The sequence below is a fragment of the Agrococcus terreus genome (genome assembly GCF_014645235.1).
Classification (GTDB): Bacteria; Actinomycetota; Actinomycetes; order Actinomycetales; family Microbacteriaceae; genus Agrococcus; species Agrococcus terreus.
The window spans coordinates 1472934-1490128 of the sequence record NZ_BMLM01000001.1 but is presented as its reverse complement, the minus strand read 5'-3'; the positions used below and the strand labels follow the sequence as shown (position 1 = coordinate 1490128).

General features: G+C 73.1%; 18 protein-coding genes and 4 tRNA genes. 2 read left to right on the top strand and 20 right to left on the bottom strand.

The window, feature by feature from the left end:
• Positions 1-11 precede the first annotated feature (11 nt).
• From secF to ruvA, 5 genes are all read right to left on the bottom strand, one after another.
• Positions 12-983 (bottom strand): protein translocase subunit SecF, encoded by a 972-nt coding sequence (gene secF, locus IEW90_RS07230; RefSeq protein ID WP_188717494.1) that lies wholly within the window; start codon positions 981-983, stop codon positions 12-14.
• Positions 983-2680 (bottom strand): protein translocase subunit SecD, encoded by a 1698-nt coding sequence (gene secD, locus IEW90_RS07225; RefSeq protein WP_188717493.1) that lies wholly within the window; start codon positions 2678-2680, stop codon positions 983-985. Before secD ends, secF begins: the two co-directional genes overlap by 1 nt.
• Before the next feature lie 3 nt (positions 2681-2683).
• The gene (gene yajC / locus IEW90_RS07220) at positions 2684-3070 is read right to left on the bottom strand and encodes a preprotein translocase subunit YajC (RefSeq protein ID WP_229679533.1); all 387 of its coding nucleotides are present in this window, start codon (positions 3068-3070) and stop codon (positions 2684-2686) included.
• A 63-nt stretch (positions 3071-3133) separates the two neighbouring features.
• The gene (gene ruvB, locus IEW90_RS07215) at positions 3134-4147 is read right to left on the bottom strand and encodes a Holliday junction branch migration DNA helicase RuvB (protein ID WP_188717492.1); all 1014 of its coding nucleotides are present in this window, start codon (positions 4145-4147) and stop codon (positions 3134-3136) included.
• Entirely contained in the window at positions 4144-4743 is a 600-nt protein-coding gene (gene ruvA / locus IEW90_RS07210) for a Holliday junction branch migration protein RuvA (protein ID WP_188717491.1), read from the bottom strand. The genes ruvB and ruvA overlap by 4 nt, the downstream gene beginning before the upstream one ends.
• Positions 4744-4858: 115 nt before the next feature.
• Here ruvA and IEW90_RS07205 point away from each other — a divergent pair, with 115 nt between their 5' ends.
• Positions 4859-5041, top strand: a complete 183-nt coding sequence (locus IEW90_RS07205) for a hypothetical protein (RefSeq protein ID WP_188717490.1) — start codon at positions 4859-4861, stop codon at positions 5039-5041.
• Positions 5042-5066: 25 nt separating this feature from the next.
• Here the strand turns inward: IEW90_RS07205 and IEW90_RS07200 are convergent, their stop codons facing one another.
• From IEW90_RS07200 to IEW90_RS07135, 14 genes are all read right to left on the bottom strand, one after another.
• Positions 5067-5543 carry a MarR family winged helix-turn-helix transcriptional regulator gene (locus IEW90_RS07200; RefSeq protein WP_229679532.1) on the bottom strand — a complete coding sequence of 159 codons (477 nt, stop codon included), beginning with the start codon at positions 5541-5543 and terminating at the stop codon, positions 5067-5069.
• A complete protein-coding gene (locus tag IEW90_RS07195; RefSeq protein ID WP_188717487.1) occupies positions 5527-7200 on the bottom strand; it encodes an MDR family MFS transporter in 1674 nt (557 codons plus the stop codon). The genes IEW90_RS07200 and IEW90_RS07195 overlap by 17 nt, the downstream gene beginning before the upstream one ends.
• Before the next feature lie 103 nt (positions 7201-7303).
• Positions 7304-7864 (bottom strand): crossover junction endodeoxyribonuclease RuvC, encoded by a 561-nt coding sequence (ruvC, locus tag IEW90_RS07190; RefSeq protein ID WP_188717485.1) that lies wholly within the window; start codon positions 7862-7864, stop codon positions 7304-7306.
• Positions 7865-7868: 4 nt separating this feature from the next.
• Positions 7869-8630, bottom strand: coding sequence for a YebC/PmpR family DNA-binding transcriptional regulator (locus IEW90_RS07185; RefSeq protein ID WP_188717483.1), 762 nt, complete (start codon positions 8628-8630; stop codon positions 7869-7871).
• Between the two features lie 24 nt (positions 8631-8654).
• Entirely contained in the window at positions 8655-9272 is a 618-nt protein-coding gene (locus IEW90_RS07180) for a hypothetical protein (RefSeq protein ID WP_188717481.1), read from the bottom strand.
• A gap of 39 nt (positions 9273-9311) precedes the next feature.
• Positions 9312-10250, bottom strand: a complete 939-nt coding sequence (locus IEW90_RS07175; protein ID WP_188717479.1) for a DMT family transporter — start codon at positions 10248-10250, stop codon at positions 9312-9314.
• Positions 10251-10314: 64 nt separating this feature from the next.
• Entirely contained in the window at positions 10315-10908 is a 594-nt protein-coding gene (gene pdxT, locus IEW90_RS07170) for a pyridoxal 5'-phosphate synthase glutaminase subunit PdxT (RefSeq protein WP_188717477.1), read from the bottom strand.
• A gap of 2 nt (positions 10909-10910) precedes the next feature.
• Positions 10911-11810: a pyridoxal 5'-phosphate synthase lyase subunit PdxS gene (gene pdxS, locus IEW90_RS07165; RefSeq protein ID WP_188717475.1), complete on the bottom strand. Its 900-nt coding sequence runs from the start codon at positions 11808-11810 to the stop codon at positions 10911-10913.
• Between the two features lie 118 nt (positions 11811-11928).
• The gene (locus IEW90_RS07160) at positions 11929-12447 is read right to left on the bottom strand and encodes an HIT family protein (RefSeq protein WP_188718066.1); all 519 of its coding nucleotides are present in this window, start codon (positions 12445-12447) and stop codon (positions 11929-11931) included.
• A 143-nt stretch (positions 12448-12590) separates the two neighbouring features.
• Positions 12591-14501, bottom strand: a complete 1911-nt coding sequence (gene thrS / locus IEW90_RS07155) for a threonine--tRNA ligase (RefSeq protein WP_229679612.1) — start codon at positions 14499-14501, stop codon at positions 12591-12593.
• A gap of 107 nt (positions 14502-14608) precedes the next feature.
• Positions 14609-16078 (bottom strand): protein adenylyltransferase SelO, encoded by a 1470-nt coding sequence (locus tag IEW90_RS07150; protein ID WP_188717472.1) that lies wholly within the window; start codon positions 16076-16078, stop codon positions 14609-14611.
• 131 nt (positions 16079-16209) lie between these two features.
• Positions 16210-16281: transfer RNA gene (locus IEW90_RS07145), tRNA-Val, on the bottom strand.
• Between the two features lie 16 nt (positions 16282-16297).
• Positions 16298-16368, bottom strand: a tRNA-Cys gene (locus tag IEW90_RS07140).
• A gap of 36 nt (positions 16369-16404) precedes the next feature.
• Positions 16405-16476 (bottom strand) — tRNA-Gly (locus IEW90_RS07135).
• A 166-nt stretch (positions 16477-16642) separates the two neighbouring features.
• Between IEW90_RS07135 and IEW90_RS07130 the strand changes: the two genes are divergently transcribed.
• Positions 16643-16718 (top strand) — tRNA-Val (locus IEW90_RS07130).
• A gap of 69 nt (positions 16719-16787) precedes the next feature.
• Here the strand turns inward: IEW90_RS07130 and IEW90_RS07125 are convergent.
• The gene (locus tag IEW90_RS07125; RefSeq protein ID WP_188717470.1) at positions 16788-17174 is read right to left on the bottom strand and encodes a four-helix bundle copper-binding protein; all 387 of its coding nucleotides are present in this window, start codon (positions 17172-17174) and stop codon (positions 16788-16790) included.
• Between the last annotated feature and the right edge of the window lie 21 nt (positions 17175-17195).

Genomic DNA, 17195 nt, shown 5'->3' with positions numbered 1-17195 from the left:
GCCGCTCCGGCTCAGACGACCGCGCCCCGCTCGCGCTTCGGCAGCGCGGACTCCGCCTTGATCTCGTCGCCCTTGCGGAGCGCCGCGTAGACCGGCGCCGCCACGAAGATCGACGACCAGGTGCCCACGATCGTGCCGATGAAGAGCGCGAGCGCGATGTCGCGGAGCGTGCCCGCGCCCATGAGGAACGCGCCGATGAAGAGGATCGAGGCGATCGGCAGCACGGCGACGATCGACGTGTTGATCGAGCGCACGATCGTCTGGTTCACCGCGAGGTTGATCTGCCCGAGGAACGTGCCGGAGGATCCCGGCGCCGTGTTCTCGCGCACCTTGTCGAAGACGACGACGGTGTCGTAGAGCGAGTATCCGAGGATCGTCAGGAAGCCGATCACGGCGGCCGGCGTCACCTCGAACCCGACGATGCCGTAGATGCCCGCCGTCACGAGCATGTCGAACGCGAGCGAGGCCAGCGCCGCGAGCGACATCTTCCAGGTGCGGAAGTAGACGGCCATGACGATCGACACGAGCACGAGGAAGACGACGAGCGCGCGCAGCGCCTGCGTCGTGACGTCGGCGCCCCAGGACGGGCCGATGAACGAGAACGCGACGTCGCCGGTCTCGACGCCGTAGGCCTCGGCGAGCGCGGCGCGGATCTCGCCGGCCTGCTCGTCGGTGACCTCGTCGGTCTGCACGCGCAGCGCCTCCGGGCCGAGGCCCGTCGCGCGCGCGTCCGCCTCGGGCACCACGGAGGCGACCGCGTCCAGCGCGGGGCCGTCCGAGGTGTCGGCGACGCCGGAGACGCGGAACTCGCTGCCGCCGGTGAACTCGATGCCGAACACGAAGCCGCCGCGCAGCACGGTGCCGAGCGCGAGCAGCACGAGCACGGCGCCCGCGATGAGGAACCAGAGCTTCCGCTTCTGGACGACCGGGACCGAGCGCTCGCCGGTGTAGAGCTCGTTGCCGATGGTGGTGAGCGTTGCCATCAGGACTCCTCGCCCTTCGATCCGGACCGGCCGGCGCCGACCGGAGCGTCGCCCGCGGCCTTCCGCTCGGCGATCGTCTGGCGCCGCTGCGCCTCGCGGGACGACGTCTTCCCCTTGCCCTCGACGACGGGCGCGCGGAAGCTCGCGCGGCCGCGGTAGACGGCGCCGAGCGCCTTCGGGTCGAGGCCCGAGAGCGGGTGGCCCTCGGAGAAGAAGCGCGTGCGCGCGAGGATGCGGAGCACGGGGTGCGTGAACAGCGCGACCACGACGATGTCGATGAACGTCGTGATGCCGAGCGTGAAGGCGAAGCCGCGGACGTTGCCGACCGAGAGCAGGAACAGGATGACGGCGGCGAGGAAGCTCACGGCGTCCGACACGAGGATCGTCCGGAAGGCGCGCTTCCAGCCGGTCTCGAGCGCGCTCGTGAGGTGCTTGCCCTCGCGCAGCTCGTCGCGGATGCGCTCGAAGTACACGATGAACGAGTCGGCCGTGATGCCGATCGAGATCACGAGTCCGGCGATGCCGGCGAGCGACAGGCGGTAGCCCTCGGTGTTCGAGAGGAACGTCACCACGAGGTAGGTGAGCCCGGCCGCCACCGCGAGCGAGGCGATGACGACGACGCCGAGCGCGCGGTACTGGAACACCGAGTAGGCGATGACGAGCACGAGGCCGATGACGCCGGCGAGGAGGCCCGCCTGCAGCTGGCTCTCGCCGAGCGTCGCCGAGATGGTCTCGTTCGACTGCACGACGAAGCCGATCGGCAGCGCGCCGAAGCGCAGCTGGTCGGCGAGGCTGCGGGCGCTCGCCTGGTCGAAGCCGCCGGTGATCGAGGCGTTGCCGTCGGTGATCACCGCGTTCGACGTGATCGGCATCAGCACGGTCGAGTCGAGCACGACCGCGAACTGGTTCGTCGGCTCGGGCAGGCCCGTGATCGCGCGGGTGACGGCCTCGAAGCTCGCGGGGCCGTCGCCATCGAGCTCGAGCGCGACGGCCCAGCCGCCCGTCGCCTGGCCCTGCGAGTTCGTGGCCGGGGTGACCTGCGCGTCGGCGATGTCGGCGCCCTCGACCGAGACGGGGCCGAGCAGGAAGCGCGCGGTGCCGTCGGTCGAGCAGGTGATGAAGGGCTGGTCGGCGGGCGCCTGGACCGTCGTGTCGACGTCGGCGCACTGGAACGCGTCGAACGCCGCCTGGCGCTCGGGCGTGACCCAGGCCTGGTCCCACGCGTCGGTGCCGGCGGGCGGGTCCTCACCCGCGGCGGGCTCGCTCTCGGAGGGCTCCGGCGTCGCGCCGGGCGCGTTCGCCGCGGCCGACTGCAGGACCGGGCGGAACTCCATCTTCGCGCTGGCCTGGATGCGCTGCATCGTGGCGGCGTCGGGCTCGCCCGGGATGGCGACCACGATGTTCTGGCCGCCCTGGGTGGTGATCTCGGCCTCGCTCACGCCGGAGGCGTCGACGCGCTGGCGGATGATCGCCACCGCCTGGTCGAGCTGCTCCTGGGTGACCTGGGCGCCCTCGGCGACCTGCGGCGCGAGCACGAGCTGCGTGCCGCCCTCGAGGTCGAGCGCGAGCTGCGGGGTCCACGAGGCGTTCTGGTCCTCGTCGAACTGCACGGCGCCCCAGTTCACGGCGCCGAGCGCCACGAACAGGACGACGAGCCAGAGCAGGGCGCGGGCGCCCCGCGTGCGAGCCTTCGCCACGGGTCAGGCGCGGTCGCGCGGCTCGCCGGGCTGCTCGCCGGCGTCGTCGGCGGTCGTCTCGGCGTCGGCGGTCTCCTCGACCGCGTCGTCCTCGACCACGCGCGCGAGCGTCTGGCGGTGCACGCGGACGATGGTGCCGGGCGCGATCTCGATGAGCGCCTCGTTGCGCTCCTCGTCGACCGCGCGCAGCTCGCCGAACAGGCCGAAGTTCGTCATGACCTCGGCGCCGGGGACCATCTTGTCCTGGAGCTGCGACTGCTGCTCCTTGCGCTTCTTGTTCGACCGGAACATGAAGAAGATCATCGCCGCGAGCACGACGAGCATGATGATCGTCAGCGGGTCGATCCCGAGGCCCGACTGGGCGTTGGCGGTCGTCTGCGTGAACAGCATCGTCTGAAGGGGCCTCTCAGTGGTGGTCCGTCGGCGCGGCTTCGCGCTCGACGCAATCCCTCATCATACCCCGTCGAGGGTCGCGTCCTGCGTGACGACGCCTGCGTGGCGGAGGCCGGCCGGGGTGGCGATGCGGCCCCGCGGCGTGCGGCCGATGAGGCCCTCGCGGACGAGGAACGGCTCGACGACCGCCTCGATCGTGTCGGCCTCCTCGCCCACGGTCGCCGCGAGCGTCGACAGGCCCACGGGGCCGCCGCCGAAGCGGTGCGCGATCGCCTCGAGCACCGCCCGGTCGATGCGGTCGAGGCCAGCCTCGTCGACGTCGTAGAGCTCGAGCGCCGCGCGGACGCCGTCGAGGTCGCTCGAGCCCTCGTGCACGAGCAGCCAGTCGCGCACGCGTCGCAGCAGCCGGTTGGCGATGCGGGGCGTGCCGCGCGAGCGGCGCGCGAGCTCGCCGAGCGCGGCCGGCTCGAGCGCCACGTCCATGAGGCGCGCGGAGCGCGAGAGCACGCGCTCGAGGTCGGCGGCGGCGTAGTGCTCGAGGTGCGCGGTGAAGCCGAAGCGGTCGCGGAGCGGCGCCGGGAGCATGCCGGAGCGGGTCGTCGCGCCCACGAGCGTGAACGGCGCGAGCTCGAGCGGGATCGACGCGGCGCCGGCGCCCTTGCCGACCATGATGTCGATCTTGAAGTCCTCCATCGCGAGGTAGAGCATCTCCTCGGCGGAGCGCGCCATGCGGTGGATCTCGTCGACGAAGAGCACCTCCCCCGGCACGAGCGCTGAGAGCACTGCGGCGAGGTCGCCCGCGTGCTGGATCGCGGGTCCCGACGAGAAGCGGATCGGGCGGCCGGTCTCGGCGCCGATGATCATCGCGAGCGTCGTCTTGCCGAGCCCGGGCGGACCGGCGAGGAGGATGTGGTCGGGCGTGCGCTCCTGGATGGTCGCCGCGCGCAGCAGCACCTCGAGCTGGCCGCGCACCTTGGGCTGGCCGACGAACTCGGCGAGCGAGGTGGGGCGCAGCGCGCCCTCGAACGCAAGCTCGTCGGAGCCGGCGACGGGGTCGACGAGGGGGTCGGTCATGCGCGGGCCCCCGGGCCGAGGATCGCGAGGGCGGCGCGCAGCAGCGCGCCCGTCGTGCCCGCCGCTTCCGGAGCGACGACGACGGCGCGCTCGACGGCGTCGGACGCGGCGCGCTCGGGCCAGCCGAGGCCCGTGAGCGCGACGAGCACGTCGGCCCGGGCGTCGGGCGCGAGCGGCGCGGGAGCCGCCGCGGCGGGGGTCGCGATCTTGCCCGTCAGCTGCAGGATGATGAGCTTCGCGGTCTTCGGCCCGATGCCGCTGACCGCCTTGAAGGCGCGCTCGTCGCCGCCCTCGACGGCGCGCGCGAGCTCGTCGGGCGCGAGGTGCGCGAGCACGCCGAGCGCCGACTTCGGGCCGACGCCGCTGACGCCGCGGAGCAGGTCGAAGGCCTCGAGCTCCGCATCCGTCTCGAAGCCGTAGAGCGAGAGCTCGTCCTCGCGCACGATGAGGGCGGTCCGCAGCGAGACGGGCGAGCCGGTGCGCGCGCCGAGCGAGCACTGCGGCGTGACCGCGACCGACAGCCCGACCCCCCCGACGCCGACGACGAGCCGCCCGCCGACGGCGGACAGGACGGTGCCCTCGAGCCTTGCGATCACCCTGGAAGCCTAGGCGGCGTCGCCCACGCGGCCGCGCTGCCGCGCCGCGTGGGGGCGGCCCCGGCTGGTAGCGTCGACCTCGGTCCCCCGCACCCCGAACCTCCGGAGCTCACGCATGCCTCTCCTCGTCTGGCTCGTCTCGATGGTCCTCATGGTCGGCGGCTTCGTGGTCATGGGCTACTCGTTCGTGACGCCGGGCCTCGAGGCCGTGCTCTTCGTCGTCGGCTTCTTCATGACGATGGCCTCGATCGCGCTGCCGATCGAGTACGGCTACCGCGGCAACCGCACGCGCGGCTGAGCCGGCCGGGGCGCGTCGCCCCGTCTCAGCCGACGATGGGATCCGCCTCCGGCGCCGTGCCTCGCGAGAGCGCGCCGAGCAGCCGCGCGAGGCTCCGGACGTCGTCGAGCTCCCAGTCCTCCAGCGCCCGGACGAGCGCGCGCTCGCGCGGCGCCCGCGCGGCCGCGAGCCGCTCCCTGCCCTCGGCGGTGACCGAGAGAAGGCTCGAGCGGCGGTCCGCCGGGTCCGGCGTGCGCTCGACGAGCCCGAGGCCCTCGAGCTCGCGCACGGCCCGGCTCATCTGGCCCTTGTCGGCCATGAGCGCCTCGGCCAGTGCCGAGAGCGTCACGCCCTCCTGGCGCGCGATCGTCGTGAAGACCTTGTAGACGCCCGGCAGCATGCCGGGGCTGACGCGCTCCGCGTGCTCCGCCATGACCCGCCGGAAGCTGCCGATGAGGCTCGAGAACTCGTCCTCGACCGCCTGCACGGCGGCGAGGCGCTCGGCGTCAGGAGCGGCGGCCACGGTCGTCCATCGTAGGGGCGTCCTCGCCGACGACCCGCACGGCGCCGGTGGCGGTGAGCGCATCCATGCCCTGCGGCACCGAGACCGTCGCGAGGTCGGCCTCCGCGGCGTCGCGGCGCTCGCTCGTCGTCATGCCGCTCAGCGGCGCGTTCGGCAGGAGCAGGATCGCGACGACGCTGACGACCGCGAACGGCACCGCGATGAGGAACGCGCTCGAGATGCCCTGGGCGTAGATGTCCTCGACGATGACGCGCAGCCCCTCGGGCAGCGTCGACACCTGCGGCAGCGCGCCGCTCTGGAGCTTGGCCGCCCATTCGGCGCCCGCGGGGCCGAGGTCGGCCAGCGCCGCGCCGATGCGCTCCTGCGCACCGGTGAACAGCTCGGTGACGCGCGAGGCGAGCGCAGCGCCCATGAGCGAGACGCCGACCGTGCCGCCGAGGCTGCGGAAGAACGTGATGCCGGAGCTCGCGACGCCGATCTCGCTCGGCCTCGCCGAGTTCTGGACGATGAGCACGAGGTTCTGCATCGTCATGCCGACGCCGGCGCCGAGCAGGAGCATGTAGAGCGAGACGAGCACGAAGTCGGTGTCGTAGTGGACCGTCGAGAGCAGCGCCGCGCCCGCGGTGAGCAGCAGGCTGCCGAGCACGAGGTACGGCTTCCAGTGGCCGTAGCGCGTGATGAGCGCGCCGACGCCGACGGACGAGAGCAGGAGGCCCGCGATCATCGGGATCGTCATGAGGCCCGCCTCGGTCGGCGTGGCGCCGCGCGCCATCTGCATGTACTGGCCGAGGAAGACGGAGGCGCCGAACATGGCGATGCCCGTGGCGATCGAGGCGATGACGGACAGCGTGAAGGTGCGGTCGCGGAAGAGCGTGAGCGGCACGAGCGGCTCCGCGGTGCGCAGTTCCACGACGACGAAGAGGACCGTCGCGACGATCGAGCCGCCGACCATGAGCGCGGTCTCGACGCCCCACCAGTCGAAGGCGGAGCCGGCGTTGGTGATCCAGATGAGCAGGAGCGAGACGGCGGTCGAGAGCAGCACGATGCCGACGACGTCGATGCGGGGGCGGCGTCCGCTCGGCGCCGAGCGCGGGATGGTGCGCTGCACCATGAGGAGCGCCGCGACCGCGATCGGCAGCGAGACGAAGAAGTTCCAGCGCCAGCCGACGGAGTCGGTGATGACGCCGCCGAGCAGCGGCCCGCCGACGGTCGCGACGGCCATCACGGCGCCGAACAGGCCCATGTAGCGGCCGCGCTCGCGCGGGCTGATGATGTCGGCCATGAGCACCTGGCTGAGCGCAGCGAGGCCGCCGGCGCCGATGCCCTGCACCGCACGCGAGGCGATGAGCGAGGTCGGGTCCTGCGCGAAGCCCGCGACCGCGGTCGCGAGCACGAAGACGACGAGCGCGACCTGGTAGAGCCGCTTGCGGTCGACGAGGTCGGCGAGCTTGCCCCAGATGGGGGTCGAGATGGCGGTCGTCAGCAGCGTCGCGGTGACGACCCAGGTGAAGACGCCCTGGTCGCCGCCCAGGTCGTGGACGATGACGGGCAGCGAGGTCGAGACGACGGTCGAGGCGACCATCGAGACGAACATGCCGAGCAGCAGGCCCGACAGGGGCGCGAGCACGCGGCGGGGTGCGGCGGCGGTGGTGGTCAATGGGGCTCCAGGATGCGCGATGCAGTCAGTTGATCTGCATCAACGATACGCCCAGTGCTTGACCTGCGTCAACCTTCTCGCCGAGCGTCGCCGCTCCCCCGTGCTAGCGCCGTCGCGCTGCTGCCTCCGCGGCGGCCCACGCCTGTTGCGCGGGCGTGGCGGCCGCGGTGCCGACGGCGCGCGTGCGCCAGCCCTCGGCGATGGCGATCGCGAGCGCGTCGGCGGCGTCGGCCGGCCGCGGCGCGGCCTCGAGCCGCAGCAGCCGCCGCACCATCTCGGCGACCTGCGCCTTGTCGGCGCCGCCGTAGCCCGTCACGGCCGCCTTCACCTCGGAGGGCGTGAGCATCGCGATCGGGATCCCGCGCTCGGCCGCCGCGCGCAGCACGACGCCCGAGATCTGCGCGACGCCCATCACGGAGCGCAGGTTCGCCTGCGCGAACACGCGCTCGAGCGCGATCACCTGCGGCGCGTGCGCGTCGATCGCCGCCTCGACGCCGCGCCCGATGCGCAGCAGCCGCTGCTCGATCGGCTCGGAGGCGTCGGAGCGGACGACCTCGACGTGCACGAGCGTGGGCACGCGGCGCGCGACATCGACGACGCCGACGCCGCAGCGGGTGAGGCCGGGGTCGACGCCGAGCACGCGTACGGGCGACGGCCCCGGCATCCGGCTACTCGTCCTCGTCGAGGACGGCCTGCACCTCGGCCGGGATGTCGAGGTTGGCGTAGACGTTCTGCACGTCGTCGCTGTCCTCGAGCGCGTCGATGAGGCGGAGCGCCTTGCGCGCGGTGTCGGCGTCGACCTCGACGCGCAGCGTCGGCACGAACTCGACGTCGGCGGAGTCGTAGTCGATGCCCGCCTCCTGGAGCGCCGTGCGGACGGCGACGAGGTCGGTGGCCTCCGAGAGGATCTCGAAGCCCTCGCCCTGGTCGAGCACCTCCTCGGCGCCCGCGTCGAGCACGGCGAGCAGGATGTCGTCCTCGCTGAGGCCCTCGGTCTTCGTGACCGCGACGACGCCCTTGCGGCTGAAGTTGTAGGCGACGGAGCCGGGGTCGGCCATCGTGCCGCCGTTCCGCGTCATCGCGGTGCGCACCTCGGCCGCGGCGCGGTTCTTGTTGTCGGTGAGGCACTCGATCATGAGCGCGACGCCGCTCGGGCCGTAGCCCTCGTACATGATCGTCGTGTACTCGATCGCGTCGCCGGTGAGGCCCGCGCCGCGCTTGATGGCGCGGTCGATGTTGTCGTTGGGGACGCTCGTCTTCTTCGCCTTCTGGACGGCGTCGACGAGGGTCGGGTTGCCGCTGAGGTCGGCGCCGCCGAGCTTGGCGGCCACCTCGATGTTCTTGATGAGCTTCGCGAACGACTTCGCGCGCTTCGCGTCGATGACGGCCTTCTTGTGCTTGGTCGTCGCCCACTTGGAGTGTCCGGACATGCTGCTCCTGGATCGATGAGGGGTTCAGGGCATCCTACCGGGGCGCTGCCGGGCGCCGGCCGCGCGCAGCTCGAGCGCCGCGAGCGCGTCCATGGCGGCGGCGTCGCCGGTGCGGAGCGCCCGAGCCGGGTCAGGCACGACGGCGAGCACGCGCGCGGCGGGCTGGGCGACGAGCGCGCGGAGCGCGAGCAGGTCGCGCCCGCCCTCGGTGCGGGCGACCTTCGCGGTGCCGGCGGCGCGGAGCGCGAAGCGGATGCGCGGCACGAGCCAGACGAGCACGAGGAACATCGCGGGCAGCAGCCACAGGGCGACGCCGACCGCCGAGGCGAGCGCCTCGACCGACTGCTGCAGGGCGGTGCCGGCGGCGGCGAGGTCGCCGGCGGAGCCGGAGGCGTCGCGGAAGGGCTGCGCGACGCCGTCGCCGACGAAGGGCACCTGCGCCAGCGCGTCGCCCGCGCCCGACAGCGTCGTCGCGAAGCCTGAGCCGGCGTCCTCGATCTGCTGGCCGAAGCCGCCGAGCGACGCGATCGCCGCCCGCACCTGCTCGGAGAGCCAGACTGCCACGACCAGGGTGGCGATGGCCGCGAGGTCCCAGAGCACCTGGAGGGCCGCGTGGACGGGGCGCGAGGAGTAGGGCTGCACGGCGCAATCCTGGCAGGCTCGGCTGACGCGGCGGCGCGGTCAGGCGGCGGGCGCCGCCTGCGGCTTCCGGGTCCGCCGCCCCTGGATGAGCAGGCCCGCGCCGATGACGATCGCGGCGCCGACGAGCTGCCACAGGCCGAGCCGCTCGTGCAGCACGAGGAACCCGAGCCCGACGGCGACGACGGGGATGAAGTAGGTGACGGTCGCCGACACCGTCGGGCCGACGGCGCGCACCACCTCGAACTGCAGGATGTAGGCGACGCCCGTGCCGAGCACGCCGAGCACCGCGACGGCGGCGAGCGCGGGCAGCAGCGACGCGTCGTCGACCGGCGCGAGCGGCTGCCACCCCTCGATGCCCGACCACACGAGCAGCGCGACGATCGTCATCGGAGCACCGGTGAGCATGAGCGCGGTCGGATGCGCCAGTCCCGGCACCTCGGTGCCGGCCAGCAGCCTGCGGTTCAGCGTCCAGCCGATGCCGTACGAGACGCCGCCGAGCACGGCGATGAGGAAGCCCACGAGGTCGGGGGCGCCGGTGGTGGCCCACGGCTCCGCCACGAGCACGACGCCGCCGAAGCCGATGCCGACGGCCGCGAGCTTGCGCGGCGTCGGCCGGTCGCTCGGGAGGAGCAGCAGCGCGAACAGGACCGTCGCGATGGGCGTCACAGCGTTGCCGATCGCGGCGAGGCCCGACGAGATGCGGGTCTCGGCGACCACGAACGCCGTGAACGGGAGCGCGGTGAGGAAGAACGAGCACACCGAGAGCAGCGCCCACGTGCGCCGGTCGCGCGGCAGCGGCTGCCGGAGGGAGAGCGCGAGCAGCACGAGCGTCATCGCCGCGACGACCACGCGCAGGGTCGACACCTGCATGGGGTGGAACGCCTCGAGCGCCACCTTCATCCAGAGGAAGCTCGAGCCCCACACGAGCGCGAGGGTCAGCCACAGCAGCTGCCACGGGAGGCGGTTCAGGACGGGCACGGAGCGATCCTGCCACCGGCGACCCACGCCGCGGGCCTGCGCCCGCGCGCCGCTGCTGCCGCGCTCATCCGAGCCCGTCCACGCGGTCGAGGAAGCGGCGGTGGAAGCGCGCCTCCCCCTGCACCTCGGGGTGGAAGGAGGTCGCCAGCAGCGGCCCCTGCTCGATCGCGACGACGCGGCCGTCGACGGCCGCGAGCGGCGTCGCCCGCTCCCCCGTCCGCTCCACGACCGGCGCGCGGATGAACACGGCGCGGACGGGCGGCGCGCCGAGCGCCGGCACGTCGAGGTCGGTCTCGAACGAGTCCACCTGGCTGCCGAACGCGTTGCGGCGCACGACCGCGTCGAGCCCGCCGAAGGTGCGCTGCCCGGGCGCAGCGTCGAGGATCTCGTCGGCGAGCAGGATCATGCCCGCGCACGTGCCGTACACGGGCATCCCGTCGCCGATGCGGTCGACGATCGCGTCGCGGAGGCCCAGGATGCGCGAGAGCCGGTCGATGACGCTCGACTCGCCACCGGGCAGCACGAGCCCCGCGACGTCGTCGAGCTGCGCGCGCGTGCGCACGGGGCGCGCGTCGGCGCCGAGCCCCTCGAGCATGGCGAGGTGCTCGCGCACGTCGCCCTGGAGCGCGAGGACGCCGACGCGTGGCCGGCCGGCCACGGCTACCAGCCGCGCTCGGCGAGCCGGTGCGGCGCGGGCAGGTCGGCGACGTTGATGCCGACCATCGCCTCGCCCAGGCCCCGCGATGCCTCCGCGATCGCCTTCGGGTCGTCGTAGGAGGCGGTCGCGCGCACGATGGCGGCGGCGCGCGCCTCGGGGTTGCCCGACTTGAAGATGCCGGAGCCGACGAAGACGCCGTCGGCTCCGAGCTGCATCATCATCGCCGCGTCGGCAGGGGTCGCGACGCCGCCGGCGACGAAGAGCACGACGGGCAGGCGGCCCGCCTCGGCGACCTCGGCGACGAGCTCGTAGGGCGCCTGCAGCTCCTTCGCCGCGACGAAGAGCTCGTCCTTCGAGAGCGACGAGAGGCGGCGGATCTCCCGGTTGATGGTGCGGATGTGCTTCGTCGCCTCCGACACGTCGCCCGTGCCCGCCTCGCCCTTGGAGCGGATCATCGCCGCGCCCTCGGTGATGCGCCGGAGCGCCTCGCCGAGGTTCGTCGCGCCGCAGACGAAGGGCACGTCGAAGCCCCACTTGTCGATGTGGTTGACGTAGTCGGCGGGGCTGAGCACCTCCGACTCGTCGATGTAGTCGACCTCGAGCGCCTCGAGCACCTGCGCCTCGACGAAGTGGCCGATGCGGGCCTTCGCCATGACGGGGATCGTCACCTCGGCCTTGATGGCGTCGATGAGGTCGGGGTCGGACATGCGGGCGACGCCGCCCTGCGCGCGGATGTCGGCGGGCACCCGCTCGAGGGCCATGACGGCGACGGCGCCGGCGTCCTCGGCGATGCGGGCCTGCTCGGGGGTGACGACGTCCATGATGACGCCGCCGACGAGCATCTCGGCCAGGCCGCGCTTCACGCGCGCGGTGCCGGTGGTGGTCTGGGGGTTCTCGCTCACATCCGCAGATGCTACGCCGGGCGCGAGGGCCCCCAGCAGGCCAATCCGGCTTTCGTGGTCCTCGCCGCAGCGGCCCTCGGATGGCCCGCCCGCGCGATCGCGCTCGCGCGGGCCAGGCTCACGCCGGCCAGGCCGCCTGGATGTCGCGCCGCATGTCCTCGAGCAGGATCGGCAGCGCCTTCGTCTTCGCGATGATCGGGAAGAAGTTCGCGTCGAGGCTCCACCGGGGCACGATGTGCTGGTGCAGGTGGTCGGCGATGCCGGCGCCGGCGATCCGGCCCTGGTTCATGCCGATGTTGAAGCCCTGGCAGCGCGTCACCTGCGACAGCACCCGCATCGCCGTCTGCGTGAGCACGGCCATCTCGGCGACCTCCTCGGTGGTCGCCTGGTCGTACATGCCGACGTGGCGGTACGGGCAGACCATGAGGTGGCCGGTGTTGTACGGGTACAGGTTCATGAGCACGAAGCACGTCTCGCCGCGCGCGACGATGAGCCCCTGGTCGTCCGCGAGCTCGGGCGCGCGGCAGAACGGGCAGGCGTGCTCGTCGGGCATCTGCCCCTGCTGGATGTAGACCATCCGGTAGGGCGTCCAGAGCCGCTGGAAGTGGTCGGGCACGCCCGGCAGCTCGCTCGACATCTGGGTCGGCGCGCCCCACGCGTGCTCGGCGACGAGCGGCGCCTCCTGCTCGGGGGCCGGCTCGAACGCCGGCAGCGCGTCGCGGTGCTCGGCGGCGCGCTCGGCCGGCTCGTCGCCGTGGACGTGCTCGCCGCCGCCCACGCTCAGACCTGCGCCTTCGTGCGGATGGCGTCGACGATGCGGCGCACGGCCTCGTCGACCGGCACGCCGTTGTCCTGCGTGCCGTCGCGGAAGCGGAACGAGACGCTGCCGGCGTCGCGGTCGGCCGCGCCCGCGATGAGCTGGAACGGCACCTTCGCGAGCGTGTGCGTGCGGATCTTCTTCTGCATGCGCTCGTCGCTGCGGTCGACCTCGACGCGCACGCCCTCGGCGCGCAGCCGCTCGGCGATCTCGTCCAGGTAGTCGGCGAAGTCGTTCGCGACCGGCACGCCCACGACCTGCACGGGCGCGAGCCAGGCAGGGAAGGCGCCGGCGTAGTGCTCCAGCAGGATCGCGAAGAAGCGCTCGATCGAGCCGAAGAGCGCGCGGTGGATCATGATCGGGCGCTGCTTCGAGCCGTCGGGCGCCGTGAATTCCAGCTCGAACCGCTCCGGCAGGTTGAAGTCGAGCTGCACCGTCGAGAGCTGCCACGAGCGGCCGATGGCGTCGGTCACCTTGAGGTCGATCTTCGGGCCGTAGAAGGCGGCCTCGCCCGGCTCCTCGACGAGCTCGAGGCCCGTCGCCTGCGCGACCCGGCGGAGGGCATCCGTCGCCGTCTCCCACACGGCCTCGTCGCCGATCCACTTCGACTTCTCGTCGTCGCGCATCGACAGCTCGAGGCGGAAGTCGCTCAGGCCGAAGTCGCTCAGCAGCGACAGCACGAACTCGAGGACCTTGGTGGTCTCCTCCTCGAGCTGGTCGGGGGTGACGAACAGGTGCGCGTCGTCCTGCGTGAAGCCGCGCACGCGGGTGAGCCCGTGCAGCGCCCCCGAGAGCTCGTTGCGGTACACGGTGCCGTTCTCGGCCAGGCGGAGCGGCAGGTCGCGGTACGACCGGGCGCGCTCCTTGTAGACGAGGATGTGCATCGGGCAGTTCATGGGCTTGAGGTAGTACTCGACGCCCGGCTTCGTGACGGTGCCGTCCTCGTCGCGCTCCTCGTCCATGACGATCGGCGGCCAGATGCCGTCGGCGTAGGTGACGAGGTGGTTGGAGGTGTCGAACAGGTCGCGCTTCGTGATGTGCGGCGTGTAGACGTAGCTGTAGCCCTGCGCGACGTGCCGCGCGCGGGCGTGCTGCTCCATCTCGCCGCGGACGATGCCGCCCTTGGGGTGCCAGACCGAGAGGCCCGAGCCGATCTCGTCGGGGAACGAGAAGAGGTCGAGCTCGCGGCCGAGCTTGCGGTGGTCGCGCTTGGCGGCCTCCTCGAGGCGGTGCTGGTAGGCGCGCAGCTCGTCCTTCGTCGGCCACGCGGTGCCGTAGATGCGCTGCAGCTGCGGCTGGTCGGTCTTGCCGCGCCAGTAGGCGCCGGCGACGCGCATGAGGGCGAAGCCGTTGCCGATGAGGCGGGTCGAGGGCAGGTGCGGGCCGCGGCAGAGGTCCTTCCAGACCACCTCGCCCGAGCGCATGTCGAGGTTGTCGTAGATCGTCAGCTCGCCGGCGCCGACCTCGACGGAGGCGCCCTCGGCGGCCTTCGCGGCACCGCCCTTGAGGCCGATCAGCTCGAGCTTGTACGGCTCGTCGGCGAGCTCGGCCTGCGCCTCCTCGTCGGTCACGACGCGGCGCACGAAGCGCTGGCCGGCCTTGACGATCCGCTCCATCTCCTTCTGCAGCGCCTTCAGGTCGTCGCTCGAGAACGCCTCGGGCACGTCGAAGTCGTAGTAGAAGCCGTCCTGGACGGGCGGGCCGATGCCGAGCCGCGCGTCCGGGTTCACCTTCTGCACCGCCTGCGCGAGGACGTGCGCGGCGGAGTGGCGGAGGATGTCGAGGCCGTCGGGGCTGTCGATCGTCACCGGCTCGACCGTCTGCGTCTCGGTCACCTCGCGGGCGAGGTCCTGCAGCTCGCCGTCGACGCGCATGGCGACGACGGCACGGTCGGTGAAGAGATCGAATCCGGTGGTCACCGCTCGATGCTATCCGGCGCCGTGCGCACCCACCGCCGCGTCGCCCGAGCCCGGGCTCGCGGTCAGGTGCCGCAGTACGTCGTGTAGGCGCGGAAGTCCTCGTCGGGCCCGCGGGTCGCGTACCGCTCGAGGCCCGGCCGCTCCACGAACGGATCGCGCACCACCGCGAGCAGGCGCTCGAACGGGGCGAGGTCGCCCGCCGTCGCGGCGGCGAACGCCTCCTCGACGAGGTGGTTGCGCGGCACGTACGCGGGGTTCGCGGCGTCGGCGGCCGCGGCGTCGGGCTCGAGCGCGAGCCAGCGCGCGGTCCATGCCTCCCATCCGTCGGTCGAGGCCAGGTGCCGCCGCAGCGGCGCCGCATCGCCGCGGGCGGCGGCGCCGAGGCTGCGCATCGTGCCGGTGAGGTCGGCGCGCGAGGCGGTCATGAGCCGCACGAGGTCGTCGGCGAGGGCGGCGACCGCCTCGTCGTCGACCCGCTCCCCCGCCAGGCCGAGCTTCGTGCGCATCCCGAGCACCCACGCGGCGCGCTGCTGCGGCGCGAACGCCTCGATCGATGCCGTCGCGAGCTCGATGGCGCGCCCCTGGTCGTCGTCGATGAGCGGCAGCAGCGCCTCGGCGAGCCGACAGAGGTTCCACTGCGCGATGCCCGGCTGGTTGCCGTACCGGTAGCGGCCCTGCGCATCGATCGAGCTGAACGTCGTGGCCGGGTCGTACGCCTCCATGAACGCGCAGGGCCCGTAGTCGATCGTCTCGCCCGAGAGCGTCGTGTTGTCGGTGTTCATGACGCCGTGGACGAAGCCGACGAGCATCCACTGCGCCACGAGGCGCGCCTGCACCGCGACGACGTGGTCGAGCAGGGCGAGCGCGGGGCGCTCGGCCGCCGCGGCGTCCGGCGCGTGCCGCGCGATCGCATGGTCGACGAGCCGGCGGAGCAGGGCGACGTCGCCGGTCGAGCGCGCGAGCTGCACGGTGCCGACGCGCAGGTGGCTGCTCGCCACGCGCGCGAGCACGGCACCGGGCAGCCACTCGTCGCGCGCGACGTGCCTGCCGGTCCCGACGACCGCGAGCGAGCGGGTGGTCGGGATGCCGAGCGCGTGCATGGCGGTGCTCACGAGGTGCTCCCGCAGCATCGGCCCGACGGCGGCGAGGCCGTCGCCGCCACGCGCGAACGGCGTGCGGCCGGAGCCCTTGAGGTGGAGGTCGCGGATGCCGCCGTCGCGGTCGCGGAGCTCGCCGAGCAGCAGCGCCCGCCCGTCGCCGAGCAGCGGCGTGTAGGCGCCGAACTGGTGCCCCGCGTACGCCATCGCCACGGGCGTCGCGCCGTCCGGGAGGGCGGTGCCGGTGAGGAGCGCGAGGCCCGCCTCCGAGCGCAGCGCATCGGGGTCGAGCCCCAGCTCGAGGGCGAGCGGCTCGTCGAGCGCCAGCAGGCTCGGCTCGGTCGGTGGCTGCGCCTGCCACGGGACCGCGAGCTCGGGGAGCGCGGCGGCGTACGCGCCGTCAAGGCGCAGGGCGTCGAGCGCGGATGCGGGCATGCGGCGAGGCTACGCGCGCGGCCTGGCGGTCGACCAGGCGCCCGGTGACCGCCGGCTGTGCCCCCACCGCGGCGGCACGGCCGTCGGCGCACGAAGAAGGCCCCGGCGCGATGCCGGGGCCTTCGTGATCGTGGGCGATACTGGGTTCGAACCAGTGACCTCTTCCGTGTCAGGGAAGCGCGCTACCGCTGCGCCAATCGCCCAGTTGGCTGATGATCGAGGTGGAGACGGGATTCGAACCCGCGTAGACGGCTTTGCAGGCCGCTGCCTCACCACTCGGCCACCCCACCAGGTGGTGTGAGATCCTTCACATGAGATTGCTCTCGAGCGGATGACGAGATTCGAACTCGCGACCCTCACCTTGGCAAGGTGATGCGCTACCACTGCGCCACATCCGCGGGGCTCATCGCTGAGCACCTGATGACTATAACCCGATGCGAGCGACGATTCCAAATCGAGCGGGCGCCCTCCGCGCGTCCCGCGGGATTCCGCGGGATCCGCCTCCGGATGGTCAGCGGAGGCCCCGCGCGTGTGGCAGAATCGACGAGTCCGCATCGCGGGCACGGGCGATTGGCGCAGTTGGTAGCGCGCTTCCTTCACACGGAAGAGGTCATCAGTTCGAGTCTGGTATCGCCCACCATCGAAGGCCCCGGCAGCATGCCGGGGCCTTCGTCGTGCCGAGCCGCCGCTGCTCACGGCAGGCCGCCGATCAGGCCGCCTCGCACGCCTCCGCGCACGACTCGCAGGCCTCCGCGCAGCGCCGGCAGTGCTCGGCGTCGTGCTTCCGGCACTCCGCGGCGCAGGCGCGGCAGATCGCGGCGCAGGCGGCGAGCAGCGCACGGACCGCGTCGTCCGGCAGCGGCGCCTCGCGGGCGAGGATGCGCGCGGTCGCCTCGCACAGCTCCGCGCACGCCTCGCACATGGCCGCGCAGTCGTCCATGCCTTCCTGCCGGTCGGCGCGGGCGCAGTCCCGGCACGCCGCGGCGCACGCCTCGAGGTGGGCGACGTGGGCGGCCCAGCCGCCCGTGCGGGCGTGCTCCTCGCGCGTCCCCAGGTCGTCGCTGCTGTCGTGGCCGTGGTCGTCGTGTCCCTGCATGATCGCTCCTCCCGTCCGCGC